General features: G+C 67.1%; 19 protein-coding genes and 1 pseudogene. 6 read left to right on the top strand and 14 right to left on the bottom strand.

Features of this window, described 5'->3' with window-relative positions:
* Positions 1 to 3: 3 nt before the first annotated feature.
* From DKT77_RS04540 to DKT77_RS04555, 4 genes are all read right to left on the bottom strand, one after another.
* Positions 4 to 972 (bottom strand): lysylphosphatidylglycerol synthase transmembrane domain-containing protein, encoded by a 969-nt coding sequence (locus tag DKT77_RS04540; protein ID WP_238547683.1) that lies wholly within the window; start codon positions 970 to 972, stop codon positions 4 to 6.
* Positions 969 to 2,594 carry a sulfatase-like hydrolase/transferase gene (locus DKT77_RS04545; RefSeq protein ID WP_109810555.1) on the bottom strand — a complete coding sequence of 542 codons (1,626 nt, stop codon included), beginning with the start codon at positions 2,592 to 2,594 and terminating at the stop codon, positions 969 to 971. Before DKT77_RS04545 ends, DKT77_RS04540 begins: the two co-directional genes overlap by 4 nt.
* The gene (locus tag DKT77_RS04550) at positions 2,591 to 3,343 is read right to left on the bottom strand and encodes a CDP-alcohol phosphatidyltransferase family protein (RefSeq protein WP_109810556.1); all 753 of its coding nucleotides are present in this window, start codon (positions 3,341 to 3,343) and stop codon (positions 2,591 to 2,593) included. Before DKT77_RS04550 ends, DKT77_RS04545 begins: the two co-directional genes overlap by 4 nt.
* A 90-nt stretch (positions 3,344 to 3,433) precedes the next feature.
* Positions 3,434 to 4,513, bottom strand: coding sequence for a LacI family DNA-binding transcriptional regulator (locus DKT77_RS04555; RefSeq protein WP_109810557.1), 1,080 nt, complete (start codon positions 4,511 to 4,513; stop codon positions 3,434 to 3,436).
* A 160-nt stretch (positions 4,514 to 4,673) separates the two neighbouring features.
* Between DKT77_RS04555 and DKT77_RS04560 the strand changes: the two genes are divergently transcribed.
* The 5 genes from DKT77_RS04560 (at position 4,674) to DKT77_RS04580 (ending at position 9,304) form a co-directional block, all read left to right on the top strand.
* The gene (locus DKT77_RS04560) at positions 4,674 to 5,813 is read left to right on the top strand and encodes an aryl-sulfate sulfotransferase (protein WP_109810558.1); all 1,140 of its coding nucleotides are present in this window, start codon (positions 4,674 to 4,676) and stop codon (positions 5,811 to 5,813) included.
* Positions 5,804 to 6,622: an ABC transporter permease gene (locus DKT77_RS04565; protein WP_109810559.1), complete on the top strand. Its 819-nt coding sequence runs from the start codon at positions 5,804 to 5,806 to the stop codon at positions 6,620 to 6,622. Before DKT77_RS04560 ends, DKT77_RS04565 begins: the two co-directional genes overlap by 10 nt.
* The gene (locus tag DKT77_RS04570) at positions 6,619 to 7,410 is read left to right on the top strand and encodes an ABC transporter ATP-binding protein (RefSeq protein WP_109810560.1); all 792 of its coding nucleotides are present in this window, start codon (positions 6,619 to 6,621) and stop codon (positions 7,408 to 7,410) included. The genes DKT77_RS04565 and DKT77_RS04570 overlap by 4 nt, the downstream gene beginning before the upstream one ends.
* 11 nt (positions 7,411 to 7,421) lie before the next feature.
* Positions 7,422 to 8,393, top strand: a complete 972-nt coding sequence (locus tag DKT77_RS04575; RefSeq protein ID WP_109810561.1) for an ABC transporter substrate-binding protein — start codon at positions 7,422 to 7,424, stop codon at positions 8,391 to 8,393.
* A 128-nt stretch (positions 8,394 to 8,521) separates the two neighbouring features.
* Positions 8,522 to 9,304 carry an aspartate dehydrogenase gene (locus DKT77_RS04580; RefSeq protein ID WP_109810562.1) on the top strand — a complete coding sequence of 261 codons (783 nt, stop codon included), beginning with the start codon at positions 8,522 to 8,524 and terminating at the stop codon, positions 9,302 to 9,304.
* Between the two features lie 25 nt (positions 9,305 to 9,329).
* Here DKT77_RS04580 and DKT77_RS04585 read toward each other — a convergent pair whose 3' ends face one another.
* Positions 9,330 to 10,181, bottom strand: a complete 852-nt coding sequence (locus tag DKT77_RS04585; RefSeq protein ID WP_109810563.1) for a LysR family transcriptional regulator — start codon at positions 10,179 to 10,181, stop codon at positions 9,330 to 9,332.
* 105 nt (positions 10,182 to 10,286) lie between these two features.
* Here DKT77_RS04585 and DKT77_RS04590 point away from each other — a divergent pair, with 105 nt between their 5' ends.
* The gene (locus tag DKT77_RS04590) at positions 10,287 to 11,375 is read left to right on the top strand and encodes an aldo/keto reductase (RefSeq protein ID WP_238547684.1); all 1,089 of its coding nucleotides are present in this window, start codon (positions 10,287 to 10,289) and stop codon (positions 11,373 to 11,375) included.
* A 30-nt stretch (positions 11,376 to 11,405) separates the two neighbouring features.
* Here DKT77_RS04590 and DKT77_RS21475 read toward each other — a convergent pair.
* The 9 genes and pseudogenes from DKT77_RS21475 to DKT77_RS04635 form a co-directional block, all read right to left on the bottom strand.
* Positions 11,406 to 12,421, bottom strand: a pseudogene (locus tag DKT77_RS21475) (DUF1513 domain-containing protein).
* 56 nt (positions 12,422 to 12,477) lie between these two features.
* The gene (locus DKT77_RS20835) at positions 12,478 to 12,804 is read right to left on the bottom strand and encodes an imelysin family protein (RefSeq protein WP_238547685.1); all 327 of its coding nucleotides are present in this window, start codon (positions 12,802 to 12,804) and stop codon (positions 12,478 to 12,480) included.
* 146 nt (positions 12,805 to 12,950) lie between these two features.
* Positions 12,951 to 14,078 carry a TauD/TfdA family dioxygenase gene (locus tag DKT77_RS04605; RefSeq protein WP_109810565.1) on the bottom strand — a complete coding sequence of 376 codons (1,128 nt, stop codon included), beginning with the start codon at positions 14,076 to 14,078 and terminating at the stop codon, positions 12,951 to 12,953.
* 671 nt (positions 14,079 to 14,749) lie between these two features.
* Positions 14,750 to 14,989, bottom strand: a complete 240-nt coding sequence (locus DKT77_RS04610; RefSeq protein WP_109810566.1) for a hypothetical protein — start codon at positions 14,987 to 14,989, stop codon at positions 14,750 to 14,752.
* A gap of 213 nt (positions 14,990 to 15,202) precedes the next feature.
* Positions 15,203 to 16,567 carry an MFS transporter gene (locus DKT77_RS04615; RefSeq protein WP_109810567.1) on the bottom strand — a complete coding sequence of 455 codons (1,365 nt, stop codon included), beginning with the start codon at positions 16,565 to 16,567 and terminating at the stop codon, positions 15,203 to 15,205.
* Positions 16,568 to 16,935: 368 nt separating this feature from the next.
* Positions 16,936 to 17,154: a hypothetical protein gene (locus DKT77_RS04620; RefSeq protein WP_146204951.1), complete on the bottom strand. Its 219-nt coding sequence runs from the start codon at positions 17,152 to 17,154 to the stop codon at positions 16,936 to 16,938.
* 286 nt (positions 17,155 to 17,440) lie between these two features.
* Complete coding sequence (locus DKT77_RS20645) at positions 17,441 to 17,662, bottom strand: hypothetical protein (RefSeq protein WP_146204952.1); 222 nt, start codon at positions 17,660 to 17,662, stop codon at positions 17,441 to 17,443.
* An 860-nt stretch (positions 17,663 to 18,522) separates the two neighbouring features.
* Positions 18,523 to 18,870: a hypothetical protein gene (locus DKT77_RS20650; protein ID WP_146204953.1), complete on the bottom strand. Its 348-nt coding sequence runs from the start codon at positions 18,868 to 18,870 to the stop codon at positions 18,523 to 18,525.
* On the bottom strand, positions 18,851 to 22,138 hold a 3,288-nt coding region (locus tag DKT77_RS04635; protein WP_109810571.1), incomplete at its 5' end, for a PA14 domain-containing protein. The genes DKT77_RS04635 and DKT77_RS20650, both read right to left, overlap by 20 nt.

Genomic DNA, 22,138 nt, shown 5'->3' on the forward strand with positions numbered 1-22,138 from the left:
TATCTACGGCTGCGGGTCAGCTCGCGCCGGGATGTTGGCACCGCGCGGACCAACCCAGAACAGGACCAACCCCGGTAGGACAGACACGGCGAAGACAAGGCCGAACGCAATGCTGCTGGCCAGCCCGCCACTGGCGCTTGCACCCGCCAGCGGCAGGAGCGCCGCCGCCGCTCCTTCGCGCAGCCCCCAGCCCGAGAGCGAGATCGGGATCACCATCGCGAAAAGGATCAGCGGCACCAGCGCCGCTACTGCCGCCACCGTCAGGTCCACGCCGACCGCGCGGGCGCAGAACGCGAAGGCGGCAAGGTTGCACACAGCGGTTCCAAGGCTCAGTGTGGCTTGCGCCGCCAGCAGGCCCCGCCCCGACAGCACGGTGCCAAGCGCCCGCCATAGACCGGTCAGGCTGCGCCCGACCACACCGGGTAGGTTTGTCGCCGCCCGAAACCCGGTCGGCAACGCGATGCCTGCGATCACGAAGCCCGCCAGCGGGCCCCGCAGGGCGTCAGGCCAGTCGATCCCACCGGGCACGAGGCTCGTTGCGACAAAGGCTGCGGCGAATATCGCGAAAACCGCGGCCTGCCCGGCAAGCCGTTCGAACGCCACCGCCTGTCCCGAGGCCAGAAGCCCGGCTTGCCCACGGTTGCGGTAGGCTCTACCGGCATCACCGATCATGCCGCCGGGCAGCGTCTGGTTCACGACTTGACCGAGGTAGTAGTCGCGGATCGCGTGCGCGGTGCCGAACCTGACGCCAAGCCGTGCCGCCGTCAGTTGCCATCGCAGGGCCGACAGAAGCGTTTGCAGCGTCAGCGCCGCAAGTGCAAGCGCCAGCCATGAAGGGTCCGCTGCGGCTAGGCTTCGTACTGCGGCGGGCCCGTCGACCGTGCGCCAGAGCAACCCGAGGCATCCAAGCGCCACGGCCACTTGGAACCCGGTCCAGATCCGCGCGCGCCACCTGCCATCCGCACGGATCAACTGCTGCTGCCCCGCGCCGCTGGAGTGCTGAACGTGTCGAGAATCAGGTCCCGCATCTCATTCATCGGTCGGGGCGGGGTCGCAGCGTCGGGCAGCAACCCGGCGCTCCAGCCCCAGTCTTCCGCGCGCTCCACGAGATGCTTTGGTCCGATCAGGTGCACAGGTACATCGGTGCGGTCGTCCAGTGCGACGAAACCGGCGGCCTGGTGATCGCCGAGCACGAGGATCAGCGGCGCATCGCCTGCCTGCCGAGCGACGTAGTCGAAGACCGCGCGCAGCGCATAGTCCACGGCCAGCCTGTATTGTTCGCGAACGCGGTCGCGGTCGCGCCATACAACTTCCGGTGGATCACCGGCCGCGGCCATGTCGTTGAATACCGTTCCATCCCCGATCACGTCCCACGGCACGAGTTCGGGGACCGGCACCCAGGGCGCGTGCGACGATCCCAGCGCGACTTGCGCGAACAGCGGGCGCGCGTCCGGGTCGCCCAGCAGCTTCCGGTCGAGCGCGGCCAGCGTGAACTGGTCCGGCATCGTCACCCAATTGAATGGCGCGCCGCGATATCCAAGCTCGGCCGCGGGCAGCACCACGTCGAACCCCATGACCGCCGATTCCGGCCAGTCGAGGGTGATTTGCGGCATCACGGCAGCGGTTCGGAACCCGGCATCGGCGGCGATGTGGAACAGCGTGTGGCGGCCGCTGGCCAGTGCCGCGCCATAGCTGGCCTGGTTATCGATCCACAGGCCGTTGGCGAAGGTCGCATGGCTCAGCCAGCTTTGCCCGCCGCGCGTCGGTGCGCTAAGGAACCCGGACCGCGTGGCAAGGCCCAGATCGACCAGCCGCTCTTCGGCGGCGGCCAGCGTCGCCCGGTGGGTGCCCGCGTAAAGTGGCGTGTCAAGGCTCGCGCGACCGTAGCTTTCGACGAATATGACCATAACGTCCCGGTCGATCCGGTCTAGCAGGCCCCTGCGCCCGGCATACGGGTCGCGCGTCGCGGCCTTCGCGAAGGCGCGCAGATCCGCGAAGGTTTCGCGCGCCATCGCGATCCGTTCCACGCCCACGCGGGCTGTGAAGGCTGTGCCGGGGACGGTCGCCGGAGCGTCGAAACGGCCAAGGTCCTGCGCGACATCCGCGGCCACAATGCAGGCGCCAAGCACGGCCGCCCCCGCGGCGATCCGTGCGCGGTCTGGCGCAAGGTTGAAGGCCGCCCAGACCCCGGTTGCCCACCAAAGTGCTGCGGCCGCGGCGGCCAGTGCAGCCAATGCGCCCAGCACGGCCGCTGCCGCCAGCGCCGGGCCGATCGCGCCGGTCATGACGTTCAGCCCGGCACCGATCAGCGCGATGTCGGTAACCGGGTTGAAGCCGCGCCCCAGCGCCATGATCATTCCGATATCGGCGAGCTTGAGTACCGAGACCGCCAACAGCGCGCCAGTCAGCGCGGCGCGGACCCAAAACGTTCCGTGCCGCTTGCCCAACGCCAACAGAGCAAGCAAGATCGCGGGCAATTCAAGTGGCAGAACGGCAAGCGCACCGGGCGCTATCAGTCCGGGATGACTTGGCAGCACCAGCACGACGTGCAGCACTGCCGCTGCAAGCAGAAGTCGCAAGGCGGTGGCTGTCATGCTCGACGCTGCCACAGCCAAACCACGTCGCGGGCAAAGGACCACAAGAGTGCCCCCGCGGTCACCGGCACCAGCAACGTTGCCGTCAGCGGCGGAAGGACCGGGGCCTGCAATGCGACAAGGCCGCCGATCTGGAGCACGCAGACGGCCTTACGTCCAAGCCGGTCGGGCAGGGGGCGCCGTATCCATGGCAGCGCAAGCCCGGCGGCTGCGAAGGCATAGCGCGGCAGGCCAAGCAGCACCGCCACAAGTCCGTACTCCGCGCCGAACGCCGCGTTCAGGGCCAACACGAAAGCCAGTCCCGCGTCGACTTCCATGTCGAAGCGAGCTCCGAACGCGGACACCCGGTTTTGCCGCCGCGCAAGCCAGCCGTCTATCCCGTCGAGTGACAGGGCGAATGCGCCGACCGCGAAGATCGCCCAGCTTGGTCCTGTCGCCGTCACCAGAGGGGCGACCAGTGCCGCCACACAGACAAGGCGCGCCAAAGTCACGAGGTTGCACAGACCGAGGCTAGGGTGCGGGTAGTCGCGGTCCAGCAGAATGGCCGTAAGGGCAGCTGCGGCGGCATAAAGGCCCAATGCGGCCCCGATCGGCCAGGGGGCAGCGCCGACCAGCGATGCCGAAAGTATGGCGACGCATATGCCGCCTACGACCGCCGCGCGCAGGAATTCCGCCGCCGGGCGGAGAGGGCTGCGCAGTGCCGTTACGGAACGGACGGGGCGGATCGTGTCATGGTTTACAAGGGACATTTGTAACAGTTTAGTGCAACCTCGCCACAGTCAAGCTGCGTGGGTATGCTATGTGTGTGGTGCCCCCGCAGCCGATCCTGCGACCGACGCTCAGGCGTTGCGCGAGGCCGAGTCCGTGGTCCCCGTTCTGCCCGTCATCCCGGTCGATCCCCGCGCTATAAGCCGGGGCGCAGGCGGCTCGGCGCTGCCTTGCGCCGCGCCGGTGTCGGCACCGCCGTCAATCGCGCCGATGAGCATACGTGTGGCGAGCTGAGCGACCCGGTCAAGCTTCAGATCGAGCGCGGTCAGCGCCGGCATTTCACTGCGCGCGCGGATGCCATCATACCGGGTTGCGACCTTGACGCGGTCCGGTACGCCTAGGCCCGCCGTGCGCAGTGCCTGCATTACGCCTGTCGCCATCGCGTCGATCGGCACCAGCACGCCGTCGATGTCGTGACCGTCGCTAATGTGACGCAGCAGGGCATCCCTTGCCCCGCGCTCGGCGTCCGCCTCGGGCAGGGAGATGACGGTTGGCTCCAGCCCAGATGCGGCACAGCGTGTCAGGTACACCTCGCGGAACGCCGCGTTCGAGGCGCGAGCGCTTTCTCCGATCACCAGTGGAAAGCGCCGCGCGCCCCGTTCGGCGAGATGGTCAAATAGCAACTCCGCCATGACCTTGTAGTCCAGTTCCACGGCAAGGGGTGGGCGGTCGCCAGCAGGGCCGATCACAACGGTGGGCACACCGCGCGCGGCCAGAACCGCAAGGAAAGGGTCGCGGGCTTCCGGTTCGACAAGAATCGCGCCGTCGAAGGCGATCGTCGCGAGTGCGGTTGCCGGATCCTCAATCGGCGGAACCAGCAGCAGCGCGACGTTGCTTTCCAGCGCAGCGATCGCGGCAGAAGCCGCCAGCTCCATCAGAAAACCCAGCCGAGACGGCCCGGCCGCGACCGCCGTCGGCATGGAGGAGAAGATGGCGATGGTGCCGGCCCGCCCGGTGCGCATCCCGCGGGCCGCGAGGTTGGGCACGTAGCCCAGCTTGGCGATGGCGCTGGTGATCCGTTCGCGGGTGGCTGCATCCACCGGCCGCTTGCCGCTCAGCGCGTTGGACACCGTGCCGGCGGAGACCCCGGCGAGCCGCGCGACATCCTTGACCGTCGCCCGCCGTCTGAGTGGCTGTGTTCCGGTTGTCATTCAATTCCTGCCTTTTTACTGTGCAGTCCGTCGGCATTTGCGCCCATTCGCGATACCAAAGGCAGAAACTGCTCTGCCCCTCTAAATAAAACGTTTTAACGGCCGCGCAAGCAAGGCTAGCTTGAGTTAAATCGTTTTAGTGCAGACTCACGAGGCCAGAATGCTCGATACCGCAGCCGAAGCGCACAAGGCTAACACCCCCAGCCAGATCACGTTGGCGCGGCGCAGGCTCGGTCTGACTGCGTTCGATCCGTCGGCCAGCGCGGGGGGCTTCACGGTCTTCGCGCGCCAGACCGGCGGCGGCGTGGTGGACATGGTGGATATCGAAGGGCGGACCACGCACCAGTGGCACATGCCGGTGCGGCCCGGTCGGGACGCGGTGATCCTGCCGAACGGCAACCTCGGCTACAATGGCAGCCACGACACCTCGGCCGCGCTTTATCCGGCATGGGATCTTTGGCACGGCGGCGATTTTTATGAAGCAACCCCTGCCGGCGAAATCGTATGGCGGCACGAGGACATCTTTCACCACCACGACGCACAATGGCTGTCGAACGGTAACCTTCTCTATACAGTCGCGGCGGAATTACCGGCCCATCTGGCAAAGCGCGTGACCGGGGGCGATCCGCGCAAGGACGGGGCCGACGGGACCGTGCAGTCAGACATCGTGCGTGAGGTGGACCGAAGTGGCGCGACGGTCTGGGAATGGAAGATCTGGGATCACATCGACCCGGCTGACCTGCCCGTGCATCCGATCTTCGACCGGCGCCACTGGCCGATGATCAATGGTGTGTCGGAAACAACGGACGGGCTGGTGCTGATGAGCTTGCGCACCACTTCGGGCGTGATCGCGGTGGACAAGGCAACGGGCCGCATCGTCTGGCACGCCGGGCCCGACGTTGTGGCCCAACAACACACGCCGATTCGGATGGAAGGCGGGACCATTCTCGTTTTCGACAACGGCAACATGCGGCCCGGATCGTCAAACCCGTTCTCGCGCGCGCTGGAATTCGACCCCTCCACGATGGAAATCACCTGGAGCTACACCGACCCCAACGCGCCCAGCTTCTTTTCGCCCTTCATGGGCAGTGCGCAGCGGCTTTGGAACGGGAACACGCTGATCTGCGAAAGCGCCTTCGGCCGCCTGTTCGAGGTCACGCCGGAGGGGCTCACCGTCTGGGAGTACGTCATTCCGGAATTCGCGGAATACCCCGCGCCGCTGAACCGCTTCATTGGCGGGTCGCACAACACCTGTTTCCGGGCCCATCGCTACACGGCCGAGCAGGTCGCATGGCTGTGACCGACCGCGACCCGGCCCCAGTCGCCACGGAGCGCAGGGGTACGGCGCGGCTCGGGCAGGTGCTGTCGGCGGGACTGCCGCTGGTGTCCTTCGCTTTCATTCTCGGCCTGTGGTCGCTGGTCGGCTTGTCGGGCGCCGTTCCGGAAGCGATCTTTCCTGCGCCCTGGTCCGTGTGGTCGGCGACTGTCGAGATGTGGGGCAACGGCACCTTGCAGACCGATCTCGCAAAATCGCTGGGCCGGGCCGGGGTCGGTTTTTCCATCGGCACCTCGCTGGGCGTGCTGCTGGGTTTGCTGACCGGGCGGGTGGCGCTGGTGCGCACGCTGCTCAACCCGTTCCTGAACATCCTGCGCCCGATCCCGGCGATCGCGCTGGTGCCGGTGGCCATCGTATGGTTCGGCATCGGCGAAGGATCCAAGTATTTCGTCGTGTCCTACACCGTGTTCCTGACCGTGTGGTTCAACACTCATCACGGTATGCAATATGTGCCGGAAACTTATCTGCGTGCTTCCCGATCGCTCGGGGCCAGCCGGTTGCGCGAATTCCTGACCGTCGTGATCCCCGCCGCCGCCCCGCACATCTTCGCGGGCATCCGGCTAGGTGTCGCGCTGGCCTTCCTCAGTCTTGTCGCGGCGGAGCTTTCGGGCGCGTCCTCGGGCATCGGCTTCCGACTTCAGGAAGCGCGCCAGTATGTGCGCACAGACCGGATGTTCTCCTTGTTGATCATTCTCGGTGTGCTTGGGGCGCTGGCGGACATGGTTGTTCACCGCATCGGCCGGAAACTCGTCCATTGGGAGCAGGGTTCATGACGCAGACCCCGAAGGGCCGGGTGGAGATCGACGACCTCGTGATCCGATTCAAGGGACGGCAGGGGTCCGTGACCGTGCTGGAGCGCACCCGCCACGTGCTGGAGCCGGGGACTTTCACCGCGCTGATCGGCCCTTCCGGCTGCGGCAAGTCCACGCTGATGAACGCCATCGCCGGGTTCGTGGAACCAGCGGAAGGGGCGGTGCGGCTGGATGGCCGGTTGATCGATGGCCCGTCCCCCGAGGTCGGCGTGATCTTCCAGCAATACGCCCTTTTCCCGTGGTTCACCGCCCGCGACAACGTCCGCTACGGACTCAAGCAGTTTGGCCTGCCGCGCCGCGAGGAGATCGACCGCGCCCGCGCCGCGCTGGCGGAGGTCGGGCTGGAGGCCCATTCCGACAAGTATCCTCAGCAGCTTTCGGGAGGCATGAAGCAGCGCGTCGCCATAGCACGCACCTTCGCGGTGGAACCCAAGGTGCTGCTGATGGACGAACCCTTCGGCGCGCTGGACGCGCAGACCCGTCTCGTGATGCACGACCTGCTTCTCGGCATCTGGCGCAAGCACAAGACGACCGTGCTGTTCGTCACCCATGATGTCGACGAGGCGCTTTTGCTTGCCGACCATGTGCAGGTCATGAGTCAGGCGCCCGGTCGGCTGGTGCGCCACTACCCCCTGACGCAGCCGCGGCCCCGTGCGCTTGGCCGGTCTGGGCCGGAATTCCTGCAAATGCGCGAGGACATCCTCGGGCTGTTGCATCCCGATACCATCCACACAGACACGTCCATCTGAAGGAGATCCCAATGAAGACCCTTTCCCCGCTTGCTCCTCTCGCGCTTGCCGGCTCGCTTCTATCGCCGATCAGCGCCGACGCGGAATCGCTGACCTTCGCCTGGACGCCGAACCCGCAGACCCCTCAGGTCGATATCGCCATAAAGAACGGCTATTTCGAAGAGGCCGGCCTCGATATCACGTTCGTTGCTTTCAACACTGGACGCGAAGGCTTCGAGGCGATGATCGGCGGGCAGGTGGACATCACCTTCATGGCTGAATTCCCCGCCGCCGTGGGCGCGCTGACAGGGCAGGACTTCGCGGTGATCGGTGATCTTGCGCGCTTCACAGGCAGCCGGGTGATCGTCAACACCGAGTCTGGAGCGGTGGACGAACCGGCCGATCTTGCAGGCAAGCGGATCGGCACCACCATCGGCACCAACGTGAACTTCTACCTCGAAGAGATTCTGGCCGGGGCAGGCGTCAGCGCCGAGATCGTCGGCGCAGCCCCGCCGGATCTCGTCCCCGCCCTTGCGCGTGGCGATCTGGATGCGATCGTGCCTTTCCCGTCCTTCTACGCCGCCGCCCGCGACACGCTCGGCGAAGCCTATGGCGAACTGCGCGCACCCGGTTACCAGGTGCATTACATCCTCGCCGCCACCCCGGAGATGACAGGCCCGCGTTCGGACGTGCTGGACGCGTTCATGGCAGCGCTTGCGCGGGCAGATTCCGACGTCGCCGCCGATCCGGAAGCCGCCATGGCAGCGGTCAGCGCGTCGATGCAGGGCGCCGTGTCGACCGACGCTCTCGCCACCATGTGGCAGGACGTGGATATCGGCCTGAAGCTCGATACTGGGCTGGCCGAGCTTCTGGTGGCCGAAGCCGACTGGGTACTATCGAAGGGCGTTGTCCGGGGCGAGGCTCTGACGTTGGATCAGATGCTGTCGGTCTTTGCACCGGCCGCGCTGGCCAAGGCGGCACCAGGCGCCGTCGATCTTCCCTGACGGCGGGGCCGGACTGGTCCCCGATCGACGTCCCTAGTCCCCTATGCGTGACCTGCCGCGCCCGCGGCGCTAGGCTTGTCCGGCGCGGGCGCGCTGACCACCGATAGGGGTGGAAAAAGGGGGGCAGCATGACATTCGCCATCATCGGAAACGGGGCCATCGCGGGCTACGTGATCGGCGCGCTTGGTCGGCGCGGCCACAGCGTTGCGGCGAAGATCGTGCGGACGGCCCCGGCGCCGGAAGGCCCGGTTGCGCCGGTTCGGGTGACATCGGTGGCCGATCTGCCGGAGAGCGTGCGCCACGTCATAGATTGCGCGGGCCATCCGGGGCTGGTCGCGCATGGGGAACGGGTGCTCCGGGCGGGACTGGACCTGACCACGCTTTCGTTGGGGGCGCTGGCCGATCCTGCGCTGGCGGACGCGCTGTCCCGGGCGGCGGAGGCGGGGCAGTCGCGGCTCTTTCCCGCTTGCGGGGCGATCGGTGCGCTGGACGCGCTGACGGCGGCACGGATCGGGCGACTGGACCGGGTGACCTATGTCGGGCGCAAGCCCCCGGCCGGATGGGCGGGCTCCGCCGCCGAAAGCGTGCTGGACCTTGCCGCAATGGGTCCGGCGCCGGTGACGCATTTCCGCGGCACCGCGCGCGCGGCCGCCGTCGCTTTTCCGAAGAACGCCAATGTGGCGGCGGCTGTCGCGCTGGCCGGGCTGGGCTTCGACGCTACGCAGGTCGAACTGATCGCCGACCCCTCGGCAGCACGAAACATCCACGAGATCGAGGCCGAGGGTGAGTTCGGCCGCTTCGCCTTCCGGATCGAGGGCGACGCCTTGCCTGACAATCCGCGTTCTTCCGCATTGGCTGCCATGAGCGCGGTTGCGACTGCCGAACGGGCGCTGTCGCGGGTGGTCATCTGACCGCACGCGCCGTTGCGGCCGCCCGCTAGCCGAAGGCGTCGGCGATCCGGTCCAGGGCGCGGCGGACCTGCGGCAATGCGCGGTCGGCGTCATGCGTGACCAGCCACTGGTCATGGGCCAACTCCTGGATGTCAGTCCCGGCGCGCTGCAACCCCGCCGCCTTGTCGCCGATGAAGGTGGGCAGCACCGCCCGTCCGGCTCCCCTCAGGGCGAGATCGAGCGCAATCCGCGGCGTATCGGTTTCAACCGCGATCCGCGCGCCGCAATGCCCGGCGACCCAGCGGGCCGACGGTGTATCGGCGCGTACCATGATCCAGCGGTCGGGGGCACCCGGCGCGGCGAAGGGTGCGAATGCGACCGGGCGCAGCCGCCGCCCGGCCAGCCCTGCCTCAAGCGGCCTGCGGGCGCGAAAGCCGATGGCGGCCTCGCGCCGCGGGATCGACAGCAGATCCTCGCCTTGCAAAAGCCGCACCCGAAGGTCAGGTGGTTCACCGGTGATCTCGGGCAGGTGCGCCGTCAGGGCCAGCATGGTCCAGGTCCCGGCAGTGATCCGAACCGGCGCCAGCGCATCGCCCGGGGCGGGCCCCGTGGCGCGAGCGATGGCCATCTCGGCGGCATGTAGGTCGTCGCGCAACTTCTCGCCCTCGGCCGTCAGCGCATAACCATGCGTGCGTCGGACAAACAGGTCGCGCCGCAACGAGCGTTCCAGCGCCAGCATCCGCCGCCCCAGCGTCGGCGCGCTCGACCCGGTCTCTCGCGCGGCGGCGGACAGACCGCCATGGCGCGCGATGGCGAGAAAGGCGGCAAGATCGTTCCAAGAGACACCGCCCGTACCGCCGACCGCGGCGCCGTCCAGAGAGATCTTCTTTTCACCCATGAAATGGTCCGATCATATCATGTCGTTCCGTACAGTTTCGCCCGTCGCTAAGCTTGGTTCAAGCGCAACCTGCGCCGATCCACATATACGCGAGGCAAACCTGCAATGGCCGATACAGCGACCATCCCCCGCCCAATTTCGCTCAATTCGCTCGGACGCGCGGGGCCGATTGTGTCCACGCACGCGCTTGGTACGATGACCTTCGGCGCTGAAACCGACGAGGCCGAAGCCCACCGGATGCTCGATCTTTTCGCGGGTCGTGGCGGCACGCTCATCGACACCGCCGATGTCTATTCCGGCGGCGTGTCCGAGGAGATTATCGGCCGTTGGGGCCGTGCCCGCGGCGGCATGGCCGACATGATCGTGGCCACCAAATGTCGCTTTGCCCCGCCAGCAGGTAGCCGCGGCGCCGCGCGCCGGTCGGTTCTGCGCTGCGTCGAAGGGAGCCTGTCGCGGCTTGGGACCGATGCCATCGACCTTTACTTCGTACATGGCTGGGACAAGGACACCGACCCGGTCGAAACCCTGCGCGCGCTTGGTGATCTGGTGACCGCCGGGAAGGTCCACCATGTCGGCTGGTCCAATGTTACCGGCTGGCAACTGGAACGAATCTGCGCCACTGCCCGCGCCGAGGGGTTGCCGGTCCCGGTCGCGCTGCAGCCGCAGTATTCGCTGCTCGACCGGGGTGTGGAATGGGAGGTGCTGCCCTGTGCGCTGGAAAACGGGATCGGCATGACGCCGTGGTCACCGCTGGGAGGCGGCTGGCTGACGGGCAAGTACGGGGCGGGGGCGCGACCGACCGGCGCGACCCGGCTGGGCGACGACCCTGAGCGGGGGCTAGAGGCCTATGACCGGCGCAACACGGCGCGTACTCATACAGTGCTTGGTGCTGTGCGGGCCGTCGCGGCGCGGCACGGCAGGCCGATGTCGCATGTCGCGCTGGCCTGGCTTCAGGCACGCCCCGGGGTCGCTTCGCTTCTTCTGGGCGCGCGCAGCGCGGCGCAACTGTCGGCGAATCTCGATGCCGCGGGGCTGTGCCTGCCGCCCGAGGACATGGACGAATTGACCCGCGCCTCCGCGCCCGGTCTTCCGGATTATCCCTATGGTTTCGTGCAGGACTGGTCCGGCGTGAGTCATTGGGACCGGCTGGGCACAGGGTGCGCAGGCAGCGGCGGTTCCGCGGATCCGATCTGACCTCGGGCGGATGCAGCAACGCGCCACCGGTCATACCGGGACGAGGTGATTGTCCCACGCGCACTGCATACGGCCCAGCGGCGCCGCCGTGCCGTCGCGCAGCGCGATCAGCCCGCCAAATCCGTCGCTGGCCAGAAAGCCGTCTGCGCGGGGTGCAAGCCCGCACACGTCGGCGCGCGACACCGGCCCACGGAACGCGCCCTCGGACGAGAAGCGATGCACCCACCTTCCGCGGGTCGAGGTGATCGCCAATTACCGGCCATCGCCGCCGAAGGCTATGCTGCCCGCGTAGCCTTGCATCGCCAGTTCGTCCGCCAGTGGCGCCTTCGCCAGAAGCGGCGCTGCGCCGGGCCGGTGCAGTCCCAGAAGCGGCGGCGCGCTGCCCGGTGCGCCCTCCTATTGCATCGCGAAGGCCACCAACCCCGTCGCGTCGCACCGCCAGATGCCGGATGGAGTTCTGCCTTAGCGCGGGGGCCACTTCCAACCGGTCGGCGATACGACCCGAGAGGTCGAGATATGCGAGGTTCGGCCGCATCGTGCCAAGGTTGAGCTTGCGGCGATCCGACCGATCGATGGCGATGCCGCCATTTGTAACGATCAGCAGGTCGCTTCCAGGCATCAGGCGCAAATCGTTCGAGCCAAGCCCCCCGGGGGGTATTTCGCCGCGCCCGGCATAGGCTGAGGCAACATCCCAGACGCCGATCATCCCGTCGCTCGTGGCCGTTGAACAGACGTCCCCAGGGCAGGGGCAGGTCGCGGAGCGCCGTCCAGCGCACGCAATCCAGGACAAGGGCGAAGGCACCGGGTCGGCGCGGGAAGGCGGCCGCCTCGGCGCGGATCGGGTGGGCGGCTCCGGCGTGGCCCCGTGCAGTCATCGGCACGCGAAACGTGGCCGCACCGGACGCTGCAAGGCCGAATAGGGCGAAACTGCCTCTCGGCTCGCGCGCGGCGGCAAGGCAAAACGGGTTGCCGACATCTGCCCAGCCGATGTGGGGGGCGGCTCCGGCTGCCAGCAGCGCGGCCGGGAACCTCCGGCGCGTGGTCATGGCTCAGTCTCTGTCCTGGACGTTGAAACCGGGGCAAGCCCCAGCGGCGTTCCGAGCTAGGCGCGTATCGACGCGTCCAGCGCCACCACCGCCTGTTGCAGCGCTTCTACGCGCAGGCGTGCGTCGGGATCGGTCACCTCCCCGAAGGCTTGATCATCCATCCGTGCCGCTGCGGCCCGGACTCGGGTCAGTGCCGCGTCGGTCCGGGGCAGGACGTGATCGGCAAGCGCCGCGGCAAGGTCGCGGGCGGCTTGGGCGGTCAGCACGACGTGGCGCAGGCTGCGCCCGGACCGCCGCGCCTCGGCGCGGGCGGGGCTGGGAAGCTCGAACCTGCCTATCGGGCCGCCAATGCGCTGCGCGGTGGTGATTTCCAGCGATGACACGATTTTTGTGTAGAAGCGCCCGCACGGCTTCGGTCCGGGTCGCGGGTCACGACCAGATACGCCGCCGACGCCGGTCGGCGGCGAGACAAGGAAAGAAAATACCGGCAGCCCGCTTCTGTCCGGGCCCCGCGGTGCGCCGCGCCGTACTAGCCCGCCGCGCGCCGCAGCACGCGTAGGCGGCTGTCCCAGTCGCCCCGATCAACATAGGCACCGCGCAGGTGCCTCAGGCCGGTGGCCGGGTCGAATGCCTCGCGGCCATGCAGCACGCGCCGATTGTCGAACACGACCATCTCGCCCGGTGCGAGCCGCAGCGCAATGCGGTAGGCCGGATCGCGCGTCATGGTCATGAACAGCCGGTAGGCGCGGTAGAAGCCCGGCATCGCCTCGGACGGTAAATCCAGGATGTCGGCGATATGCGCGTTGAAGCAGATCTCTGTCACGGCGCCCTCCGCGTCGCGGGTCAGGACCGTCTTGCGCGCACGAATGTCCGTGTCCGTGTCATGGAAGCGGAACGGCACCGATACGCTGCAAAGGATCTCGAAGGCATCCGGGTCGGCTGCGGCCAGGTCCGCGGCCACGGCTAGTCCGTCGCAGAAGATGGACCCGCCACCGGCGGCTGCGTTGGCGATGCAGTGCAGGAACTGGAATCCCGGCGGCAGTTCCTGGTTCGTCAGATCGGTGTGTAGCGGTAGCGCGTCGGCGGTGTAGGCCAGGTTGTTCGGATCAGCCTTCGAAACGACGTCGAAAGTGCGCCCGAAATTCGTTTCGCGCAGGTGGCCGATGCGGCGCGCAAGCGCGATGCCCGCGCCTGCGTCGTTGGGCAGCCCATGGACGATCGACAGCCCGTATTGCTTGGTCACGGCCAGCCAGTCCGCCAGCGCGCCGTCCTGCTCCGCGATGGCGTCTGCCGCGCGGCGCGGCGGGCCGACCGTGCCATTATCTGCGCGCAGGTCGCCGCGCCAGGCGATCCGGTCCACCGCCGCGGCGTCCGGCCGCCGCTGCCCGGGGCGGTTCGCCTTGAGCCAGTGAAGGTCGAAGTGGCTCGGTGCGTCGCTGTCGGGCCAACGCAGCACGAGCGCATCGCCGTCGATCGCAATATCGCTCGGAGCGATTTCCAGCGGCACGCCGGTCAGATCGAAGGCGCGCTCGCCGGTGGTCGGGTGAAAGCCGGCCGGGTCGGTGTCGCGCAGCCACAGATGGGGAAAGGTCCCGCTGATGCCGTCAGGCCAGCGGATCACAAGGCCGCCGTCGCAGGCGGTCAGGATAGGGTGCATGGGAGTTCTCCGTCGAATGGAAGGGACTGTTTGTTCAGTTGCGGGCGGTCCGACCCGGGCGAGGGGGCGGCCACCAGGCATGGACCTTCGCATGGGGATGGCCCGGACATCTTCCGATCACGGTGTTCATAGCCCTGCCAGCAATGCATGGGGGCAGGGAGCCCGACAAGTCCTGTCGGCCGCGCGAGTTGCCCGGTGGGGCCCGTCAGACGGGGGCCACCGCGGTGGCGGGCAGAGGCACCTCCGCGGGTGCCAAATCAAGCCGCGCTATCAGCGGCGGCGGGCGCGGGTTCAGCCCGGAGCGCGTCAGCTACATCCCGGCCTTGATGTGATGGGCGATGTCCCATTCCAGCAGCGCGCAGTCATGGCGCGTTGCGACCCAGCTATAGGATCCGTCGGCCATCCCGCCGCATGTAGGCTGGCAACAAGACAGGAGTTGATGTCCACGCTGGTCCGACGTGCTCGCCCGCATGAAAGGTAGAGCATCTCCGGCGCCCTTTCGGTGAAGCGCGTTTCGGGATGTCGGTGGGGAAAACACCTCAGCCTCGCTTACCGGCCCCGCAATCCCGGCTGTGCCGCCGTTGGCCTTGCGCCCAACCGCCGTGCGCAATGACGCAGGCCGAAAGCGCTAGCTCAGGATCGGTCAGCACATCGAAGATCCGGCCGCTGTCCTAGCGCAGTCCGGTGACGGAGTCTCGGGGCGTACGGGTCCTTGCGGGCGCGATCAGCGGAGTTCGTCCCCGGGGGAATGTCAAAGGAAAGGGGGTCCATGAGAAACTCCAGACTTGGATCGTTATACCGGCGGCGAAGGCGCCGGTGAGCGACAAGGCGATGTAGAGCGCGAAGACTGGCGTGCGCGCCAGCGCCCAGACCGCGCCCGGTGCCATGCCCTCGTCGATCAGCAGGCCCATCAGCGGGCGCTCAGCTTAACCATTCAGGTAGGCGTGCGCGCCCAACAACGTCGTCAGCGGGGTCAGCCCGAGCCCGCTTCCGCCGATCAGCTATGTGACGGTTTCCGTGGGGATCCAGGTCAGCATCAGGCTTTTCAAAAAGGAAGGCGAGCGCCAGCCACTTGGCAAGGAAGGCCGTGGTTAGCCTAAATGCGCGCAGGAATGCGCCGCGCCTTAGCCCCGGCCGGCTTGCGGATCGGGCGCGATCACCTCGATTTCCTCGTCCTGCTCGTCGTCCGCGTCTGCATCGCCAGCTCCGGCAGCTGCACCGGTGTTTTGGGCCGGTGCGCCCGCGCTCTCGCCCTCGGCCTGTTCCGCCGCCCAGGCGCCGGCGGCTTCGACCGCCACGGCTGATGCGGTCGGCAGGACGCCAAGGTAGCTCTCGGTCTCGCTTGTCGGTGCGCTCGAGCGCTGGGTCATCCGGTAGAGAGCATAAAGCGCAATGGCCCCGAAGGTCGCCGCCAGCACCAGCCAGAACGCGAACGGGCCCAAACCCTGCATCGCCCAGCCAGTCACCAGCGGGCCAGTGATCGCGCCCAGACCGAAGGTGAAGACAAGCCCGCCGGAGGCGGACGGCATGTCCTCGGGCGACAGAAAGTCGTTGGTGTAGGCGAGAAACAGCGCGTAAAGGGGCGTCGTCACGCCGCCGGCGACAAAGGCTGCCGCCATCAGCAGCCACAGATCGTCGCCGGTGAACCATCCGCCAATGCAGATCAACCCGCCCAGCAGCGCGGCCCCGAAAATCAGCTTGCGCCTGTCCATCCGGTCTGACAGCCAGCCCACCGGGTATTGCAGCACCAGCGCGCCCGCGAACAGCATCGCCACGAACAGCGAGATCTGCGAGGCGGTCATCCCGATTTGCGTGCCGAAGACAGCGCCCATGCCGGACTGAGTGGCATACACGCTGCCCAGTAGGAAAATGCCGATCGTACCGAGGGGCGAACTGACGAACAGCGAGCGTATTCCCATAGGACGTGCCACCTGCGCGGCAGGCACCGGCGTCACGGACAGCAGAATCGGCGCGAAGGACACCGACACGAGGATGGAGGCGCCGATGAACAGCACCGAGGTCGCCGCATCGCCCAGCGTCAGCAGCGCCTGCGCGCCGATGATGCCGAGCGTCTGCGCGATCATGTAGGCGGCCAGCACCTTGCCGCGCGTCGTGTTGGTCGCCGCGTTGTTCAGCCAGCTTTCGGCGGCCACGTATATACCGGACATGCAGAAGCCGATCAGCAGACGAAGCACCGTCCAGGCCCAGGGCTCCGTCAGCAGCGGGAAGGCGATCAGGCCGGCGGACATGAAGCTTCCCAGCGCGGCGAAGACCCGCACATGCCCGACCCGCCGGATCATCAGAGGTGTCAGCTGCGCACCCGACAGGAACCCGACGAAATAGCCCGAGGTCACGATGGCAAGTTCGGCCGACGAGAACCCCTCGATCCCGCCGCGCAGGCCGATCAGCGTGAAATGCATCCCGTTGCCCAGCATGATGAGAACGATCCCCAGAAGCAGGGCCCAGACCCCGGACAAGACGTTGATCATGGTGCGTTCCCTTCATGTGGATGGAGTGGCGGGCTCAGTCTCGGGCCTTGCATGGGTGCGGCCTTCGCTGCGGTGCAGCAGCGCCGCATCGACACCTGTTTGCGACACTGAGGCTCTGTTCGGTGCCACCAAGGTGAACCGAGGATCTTTCTGCCGCGTCGGGCGCATCTGGCCGAAGCTGGGGCAGCGTGGCCACCGCCTAGCTTGAAGCGCAACCGGTCTGAACGTGACACCTATCGCGGCGGCGGTCAAACTCCCGGTCAGCGCATGCGGTGTTGCGCTCTGAGCTGGGCTAACTGGGGCCAGCGCGGTGGTGGCGGCGTGTCGACAGCCTGATCAGCGCACGCGGCCGCTGGCTGCACGGATCATCAAGACGGGTGTTGCGCCCGTGCGGCGATTACGGGGGATCGGATGGCGGCGGGGCGCGGAGCGCCCATGAAAGCGCGCTCGGCCGCGAACGGCGCGACATTGGCCATTCGGGCCACGTTCCGCTGGTGGATATAGTCGAAGCACGGCACCCCCGCCCGCTTCGGGTCGTTCAGAAGGTTCAGGTTGGCACCGCCCGTCATCCCGGTAAGTGATGCCAACCGTGTCGCAGTCGCCTTGATCAGGGTCCGGCTTTCAGCGTTCCGGGGCGCGCGGCATCCTCACCAACGCAAGAACCCGCCATCCTCGCAGTAAAGCTGCCACTTGGGATGGCCAGTGGTCCCGACACTGCAAGCCGTCTGCATGGCTTGTCCCTTCCGCTGTCCGGACTCAAGCGTCACCGGCTTTCTAGAGGCGCTGTTAAGACCGTGACGGGCTGGCCATGTTGCCTATGCAGGTCAGACGGTCAGGCCGACCGTCGGCCAGAACAGCCAGTTCGGCGGAACGCTAGTGGATCACGCCGCCCCGGGCCAGTGCAACGAACGTGATGCCTGCCCGCAGCCCCGCCTGCAACAGTGCCAGAACCCGCTCAATTGGCCGAAACCGCCCAAAAAACCATCCTCCTACGGTGAAGTGTACAAGTGGTGCGGCTGCATCAAGCGCGCAGTGCATGATGCCGGGCAGCGCGGCCAGCATGGCATAGGCGAAGGCGAATGGTTGCGTGATCAAGGTCGCGCCCTCCCGCGGCGGGCGTGGTGCGCCGAGTGCCCGGGGCCGCGTGGAAGACGATGCCAGCGAAGGAAGATGTGGGTAGTAGGTCAGTCTGGGATGTCGCGAACCGGCGCCACGCCGCGATTCTGTGCCCTGAATCTGGCGCGATATCCCGACGCGGAGGCGCCCGGTTGCCGTTGAAAGGTGCGGCGCATGCGCTTGGCGCTTCGGAAGCCCGTGCCCAGGCGACCCATTCGATCCCCCGCCTTGCCGTCTCGAGCGCGATGTGGGGCGCCGGAACACGGACAGTTCCGACATGGCGGTGACCCTCGGTGGGGCGTCCGGCTGCGGTGCGATGTGCGGCAGTGCGGTGTTGATCGCCCGATCCTCGCCACGTTGCGCAAGAAGGTCTGCGCTGAATTGCGACTGTCCGCCGGGTCGGATCATAAGCATCAAGGTCAGCGGCGGCACCTCAAAAGCGATTGCGCGGCCCCAGTCCATTCTGATCGGCACCTGCGCAAGGTCCATGACCGCGGCCATACCTGCCGATGTCCAGGTGTCGCCGTCGCGTCGGAAAAACACATCTCGGTCGCGCCGCATCTGCGGAAAACGCCTTTCAAGGATCAGAAGCCACCACAGGTGCGTTGTGGCGTGCCGTCCGACCGGCAAGCCGAGTTTGGACAAGATCATCGCGCCGTTGCAGATCGACCAAATCGCCGGGCGCTTGGCGCGGGCCGGAGCACGAAGCCCAGCAGTTCACGATCCCCATGCGCCGCGCCGTGCCCGCCGCCGACCATAACCGTGTCGATCAGTCTGGGGTCCGCCACCATCGCCGCGAAGACGCGGTGCTCTACCAGGCTCAGGGCGGACGTTGTCGGCTACTGCCCCGTTGTACCCACCGCGACGGTCAGGCGTTGGGACTCCAGCCCGTCTTGAAGAAGAAAGGACAGGATGGAATTCAGCACCTCGGGCGGTCCGACCGCATCGAGGATAAAGACGTCCGGATTGGTGACCATTGCCACGCTGCGCTGGCGGGAGCCGGTGGAGTAGTTGGTTTCCGGCGTCATATTCCGACATTGGCGCAAGGCGCGGAACTTCGGTTTGGACCAACACCCCACTTTCTTCGCCAACCTCGCCGCGATGCTGCGAGGCGTCGGCGTGCCGTGCCGCTCGCCCCGCGCAACTACAGCAGGCGGCACCATGGGGCTACCAGTCATGGCGGTCATGCGTTTCCATGAGGTCGGGCGCAAGCTCGGCATCGGGCACGATCATGACGTCCTCCGCCATCACGTCGTTTTCGTTTTCGGCACCGCCACTGTCTAGATCTGTCGCGCCTTCGGGCACATCCTCCGCCCAGCCGGGCGCTTCCGCCATATCGAAAAGGATCGGCTCTGGCTCGGCCGGGTCCGCATCAGGAACAAGCCCGACCGCGTCGGTGACCGTCAGCGTGATGCTGTCGGACAAGGCCACGGGCCGCCCGCTGCCTTCCGGCGGTGTCAACCGCACGGCCCAGTCGATCGCTCCGGTGAAATTCGGCGGCGGCGACAGTTCGACGACCGAAAGGTCCCAGTCGGTAACGTCCACGGGGCCGCCATCGGACAGCACGGCATCGGGACCGCCGATGACCAGCGTATCCGCTGGCAGTCCGGTGATCTCGATACGGTCCTGTGCGGGTATGTCTGGCGCAGGCTCCGCCGCCGGGGTTACGAGGCTACGCCCGTCGATCCCCGGACCTTCCCATTCCAGCTTCAGCCCGGCATGGCCGTAATTCTCGAAATAGCGCACTTCGATCTGGTGCGTGCCGGGATCGAGATCGACCTGCGCTGTCCGGGTGCGGAAGGAGTGCAGCCCATCATTGTCGAGCGCAGGGACGCCATCGACAAACAGCATTGCGCCGTCATCGGCACCAAGGTGAAACCTGAACTGCCCGCCTTCATCCACCGTCACGGCGCCGGTGATGCGCGCAGCGAAGGTGTCGGTCGAACCGCCTTCCCAGAAGCTGTTCCGGCTATTGGTATAATCGATGCCCTGAACGGTTTCGCTGTGATCCGGCGTGCCGGTCCAGTCCACGTCATCGAGTTTACTCAACCGCGAGTCGAAGTCGAAATACTGCGCAGTGAAGCCCGGCTCGGGCGGCGGCACATCGTCGGTACCGATGGTGATGCCAAGTGCGACCATTCCGCCGTCCGTGATCGCCATCCCTTCTGCTGCGCGGACCGGTTCCGGGCCCTCGAGCCCCGGCCCTTCCCAGTGGAGCTGCAGGTCGGACCCGCCTTCTCGCCCGACGTGGCGCAGGTCGATGGCGTGCGCCCCCGGCTCCAGCGTAATTGTCCGCGTCGTGGCGCCTTCGGGGTCCGGCGCGACGATCTGTCCGTCGATCCGCAGCACCGCCGCGCCGTCCGGCGGCAGGTGGAACGTATAGCTGCCGCCCTCAGCCACATCGACATGGCCGGTCATCTGCGCTGCGGCTGGGATTGCGCCGACGGGCGCAGGGGCCGCCGATCCCCTTTCGGCCAGCGCCACATCGTCGGGCACCGCCTGCCAGTCGACCGCGTCGGGATTCTGTGTGTCTGGCGGAACATTGTGGCGCGCGATGCGAAAACCCGACGTGATCCTGATGTCGGCGGTGTCCATGACGGTGAGTTCAAGCGTTTCGGTCACTCTTTCGCCGGCCGAGTCGGTGGCCGTCACCGCCACCCTGAGCCCGGCATCGGCTTGCACATCCAGCGTGGCCCAGTCGTGCAACTTCAGCACGCCGTCCTCGACCGTGAAGCGGGCATCGGATACGCTGAAACCGTGCATGTCCCAAGCGTCCGGATCGACGACGTCGAGGTGCCCTACGACAGCGCCGAAATCTGCAGCGCGGACGTTGACGTCGTCGATGTGCACGGACACTGGCGCGCGGTTGCCGTCGGTCACGCCCAGCGTGATCGTGTCATGGGTGACATTTCCGCCTGCGTCGATCACTTCCAGCTTCAGATCGAAACTCGCCTGCTGCTCGAAGCTCAGCGTGGCGCCGTCCCGCAAGCGCAACTCATTGCCGACGATCTCGAACGTGTCGTGGCTGACGGCGCGCCCCGCAGCGCCCACGAACCCGAAGCTCAGCGCGCCGCCCTCGGGGTCCATCGCGTCAAGCAGCCCCACGCGCGCCCCGCCCTCAAGTGTGTCCGCGACACTCTCGATATCCAGCGTGATCTCGGTCGGGGCCTCGTCCACGTCCAGCACGTGTATCGTCAGCGTTTCAGTCCTGCTCAGCCCTTCACTGTCGCTGACCTGCACCCGGATCTCGTGCGAGGCGACTTCTTCATGGTCCAATTCCGCGCCTGGCCGCAACCGGATCGTCGTCCCCTCGATCACGAAGCGCGGATCGTTCGCGGCGACGCCTTCGGAGTCCACGATCCGGTAGGTCAGCGTATCGCCCGCATCGGGGTCACGCCCCGTCAACGTGGCGACGACCGCGCCATCCTCTGCCGTTTCGAACACGGACACGCCGTCTGTGATCTGGCTGCGGTTGGCCAGCAGATGACCGTCGAGTTCGCTCACCTCCTGCGCGTCGAGCACGCCGTTCCATGACATAACCTCGGAAATCGTACCCTCGAACGGTATGTCGCCGGTGAACGGGCGCGCGGTGTGCGGCAGCACAGTGCCATTGTTCAGATTGCCGACCCCGGCGGCGTCCGGATGGTTGTATTGCACCCCGACATGGTCGGCCCGGTCTACAAGCACCCCGTCGACATAGCCCGAGAAGAGCTGCCCCGCCGGGTCCGTATCGGTGGCGTCATGCACCAGCACAACGTTGTAGTAGGTTCCGGGCTCCGCCACGCCAAGCTTGAGCGCCTTGTGCTGGTGCCCCGTGTCCCATTCCGACCGGTTGTAGGCGAGACCCCAGAGCGTTGCTTCCCCGGTTTCCGGATCGGGCGCGATCGATAACGAATAGCCCCGGACGGTGCCGCCCTGTTCATAGATCATCTGCACACCGTCGACGGATGTGCCGGTCTCGAAGGACAGCGCGAAGGTCTTTTTCGGAAAGGTGCCGCGGTTCAGGTCGGCATTGCCCGAGATCTTGTATCCGTCCGAAGTGTTCGAAAAATCGAGTCCTGTTTCGTTCCCGGCCGGTGCCTTGCCGCTGAGATGCCCCGTGCTGCCCGCGCCGGACTTGTCCACCCAGGCGCCAGTAGCGGTCTGCCCTTCCGCGTCCGGCGCGAAATCGCCGTCCCTGTCCTGCCCGTCGAGCCACAGTACCAACTCGTCCGAGTTCGGAAGCTGGGTGGCCGAGATGGTCAACTCTTCCGGGGCCTCGTTGACATCCCCGACCCGGAGCGTGACGTCGCGATGGGTCTGGGCGCCCGCGGCGTCGGTGGCTGTGAGGCGCAGTGTGACGGCGGGCTCGGCCTCGGCATCGAGCGCCTGTCCCGGGCGCAGGCGGAGCCGCCCGTCCGCGATCTCGAAGCGGGGATCGTCGACGCCGAGCACGGGGGCGTCGCCCGCGTCGGG

This window comes from Meridianimarinicoccus roseus (assembly GCF_003172915.1).
Taxonomy (GTDB): domain Bacteria; phylum Pseudomonadota; class Alphaproteobacteria; order Rhodobacterales; family Rhodobacteraceae; genus Meridianimarinicoccus; species Meridianimarinicoccus roseus.

Excerpts from the sequence above, each read along its gene's own strand:
- DKT77_RS04545 (WP_109810555.1), bottom strand. The coding sequence starts at position 2,594 with ATGACAGCCACCGCCTTGCGACTTCTGCTTGCAGCGGCAGTGCTGCAC.
- DKT77_RS04550 (WP_109810556.1), bottom strand. The coding sequence starts at position 3,343 with ATGTCCCTTGTAAACCATGACACGATCCGCCCCGTCCGTTCCGTAACG.
- DKT77_RS04555 (WP_109810557.1), bottom strand. The coding sequence starts at position 4,513 with ATGACAACCGGAACACAGCCACTCAGACGGCGGGCGACGGTCAAGGAT.
- DKT77_RS04560 (WP_109810558.1), top strand. The coding sequence starts at position 4,674 with ATGCTCGATACCGCAGCCGAAGCGCACAAGGCTAACACCCCCAGCCAG.
- DKT77_RS04565 (WP_109810559.1), top strand. The coding sequence starts at position 5,804 with ATGGCTGTGACCGACCGCGACCCGGCCCCAGTCGCCACGGAGCGCAGG.
- DKT77_RS04570 (WP_109810560.1), top strand. The coding sequence starts at position 6,619 with ATGACGCAGACCCCGAAGGGCCGGGTGGAGATCGACGACCTCGTGATC.
- DKT77_RS04575 (WP_109810561.1), top strand. The coding sequence starts at position 7,422 with ATGAAGACCCTTTCCCCGCTTGCTCCTCTCGCGCTTGCCGGCTCGCTT.
- DKT77_RS04580 (WP_109810562.1), top strand. The coding sequence starts at position 8,522 with ATGACATTCGCCATCATCGGAAACGGGGCCATCGCGGGCTACGTGATC.
- DKT77_RS04585 (WP_109810563.1), bottom strand. The coding sequence starts at position 10,181 with ATGGGTGAAAAGAAGATCTCTCTGGACGGCGCCGCGGTCGGCGGTACG.
- DKT77_RS04590 (WP_238547684.1), top strand. The coding sequence starts at position 10,287 with ATGGCCGATACAGCGACCATCCCCCGCCCAATTTCGCTCAATTCGCTC.
- DKT77_RS04605 (WP_109810565.1), bottom strand. The coding sequence starts at position 14,078 with ATGCACCCTATCCTGACCGCCTGCGACGGCGGCCTTGTGATCCGCTGG.
- DKT77_RS04610 (WP_109810566.1), bottom strand. The coding sequence starts at position 14,989 with ATGGGCCTGCTGATCGACGAGGGCATGGCACCGGGCGCGGTCTGGGCG.
- DKT77_RS04615 (WP_109810567.1), bottom strand. The coding sequence starts at position 16,567 with ATGATCAACGTCTTGTCCGGGGTCTGGGCCCTGCTTCTGGGGATCGTT.
- DKT77_RS20650 (WP_146204953.1), bottom strand. The coding sequence starts at position 18,870 with ATGACCGCCATGACTGGTAGCCCCATGGTGCCGCCTGCTGTAGTTGCG.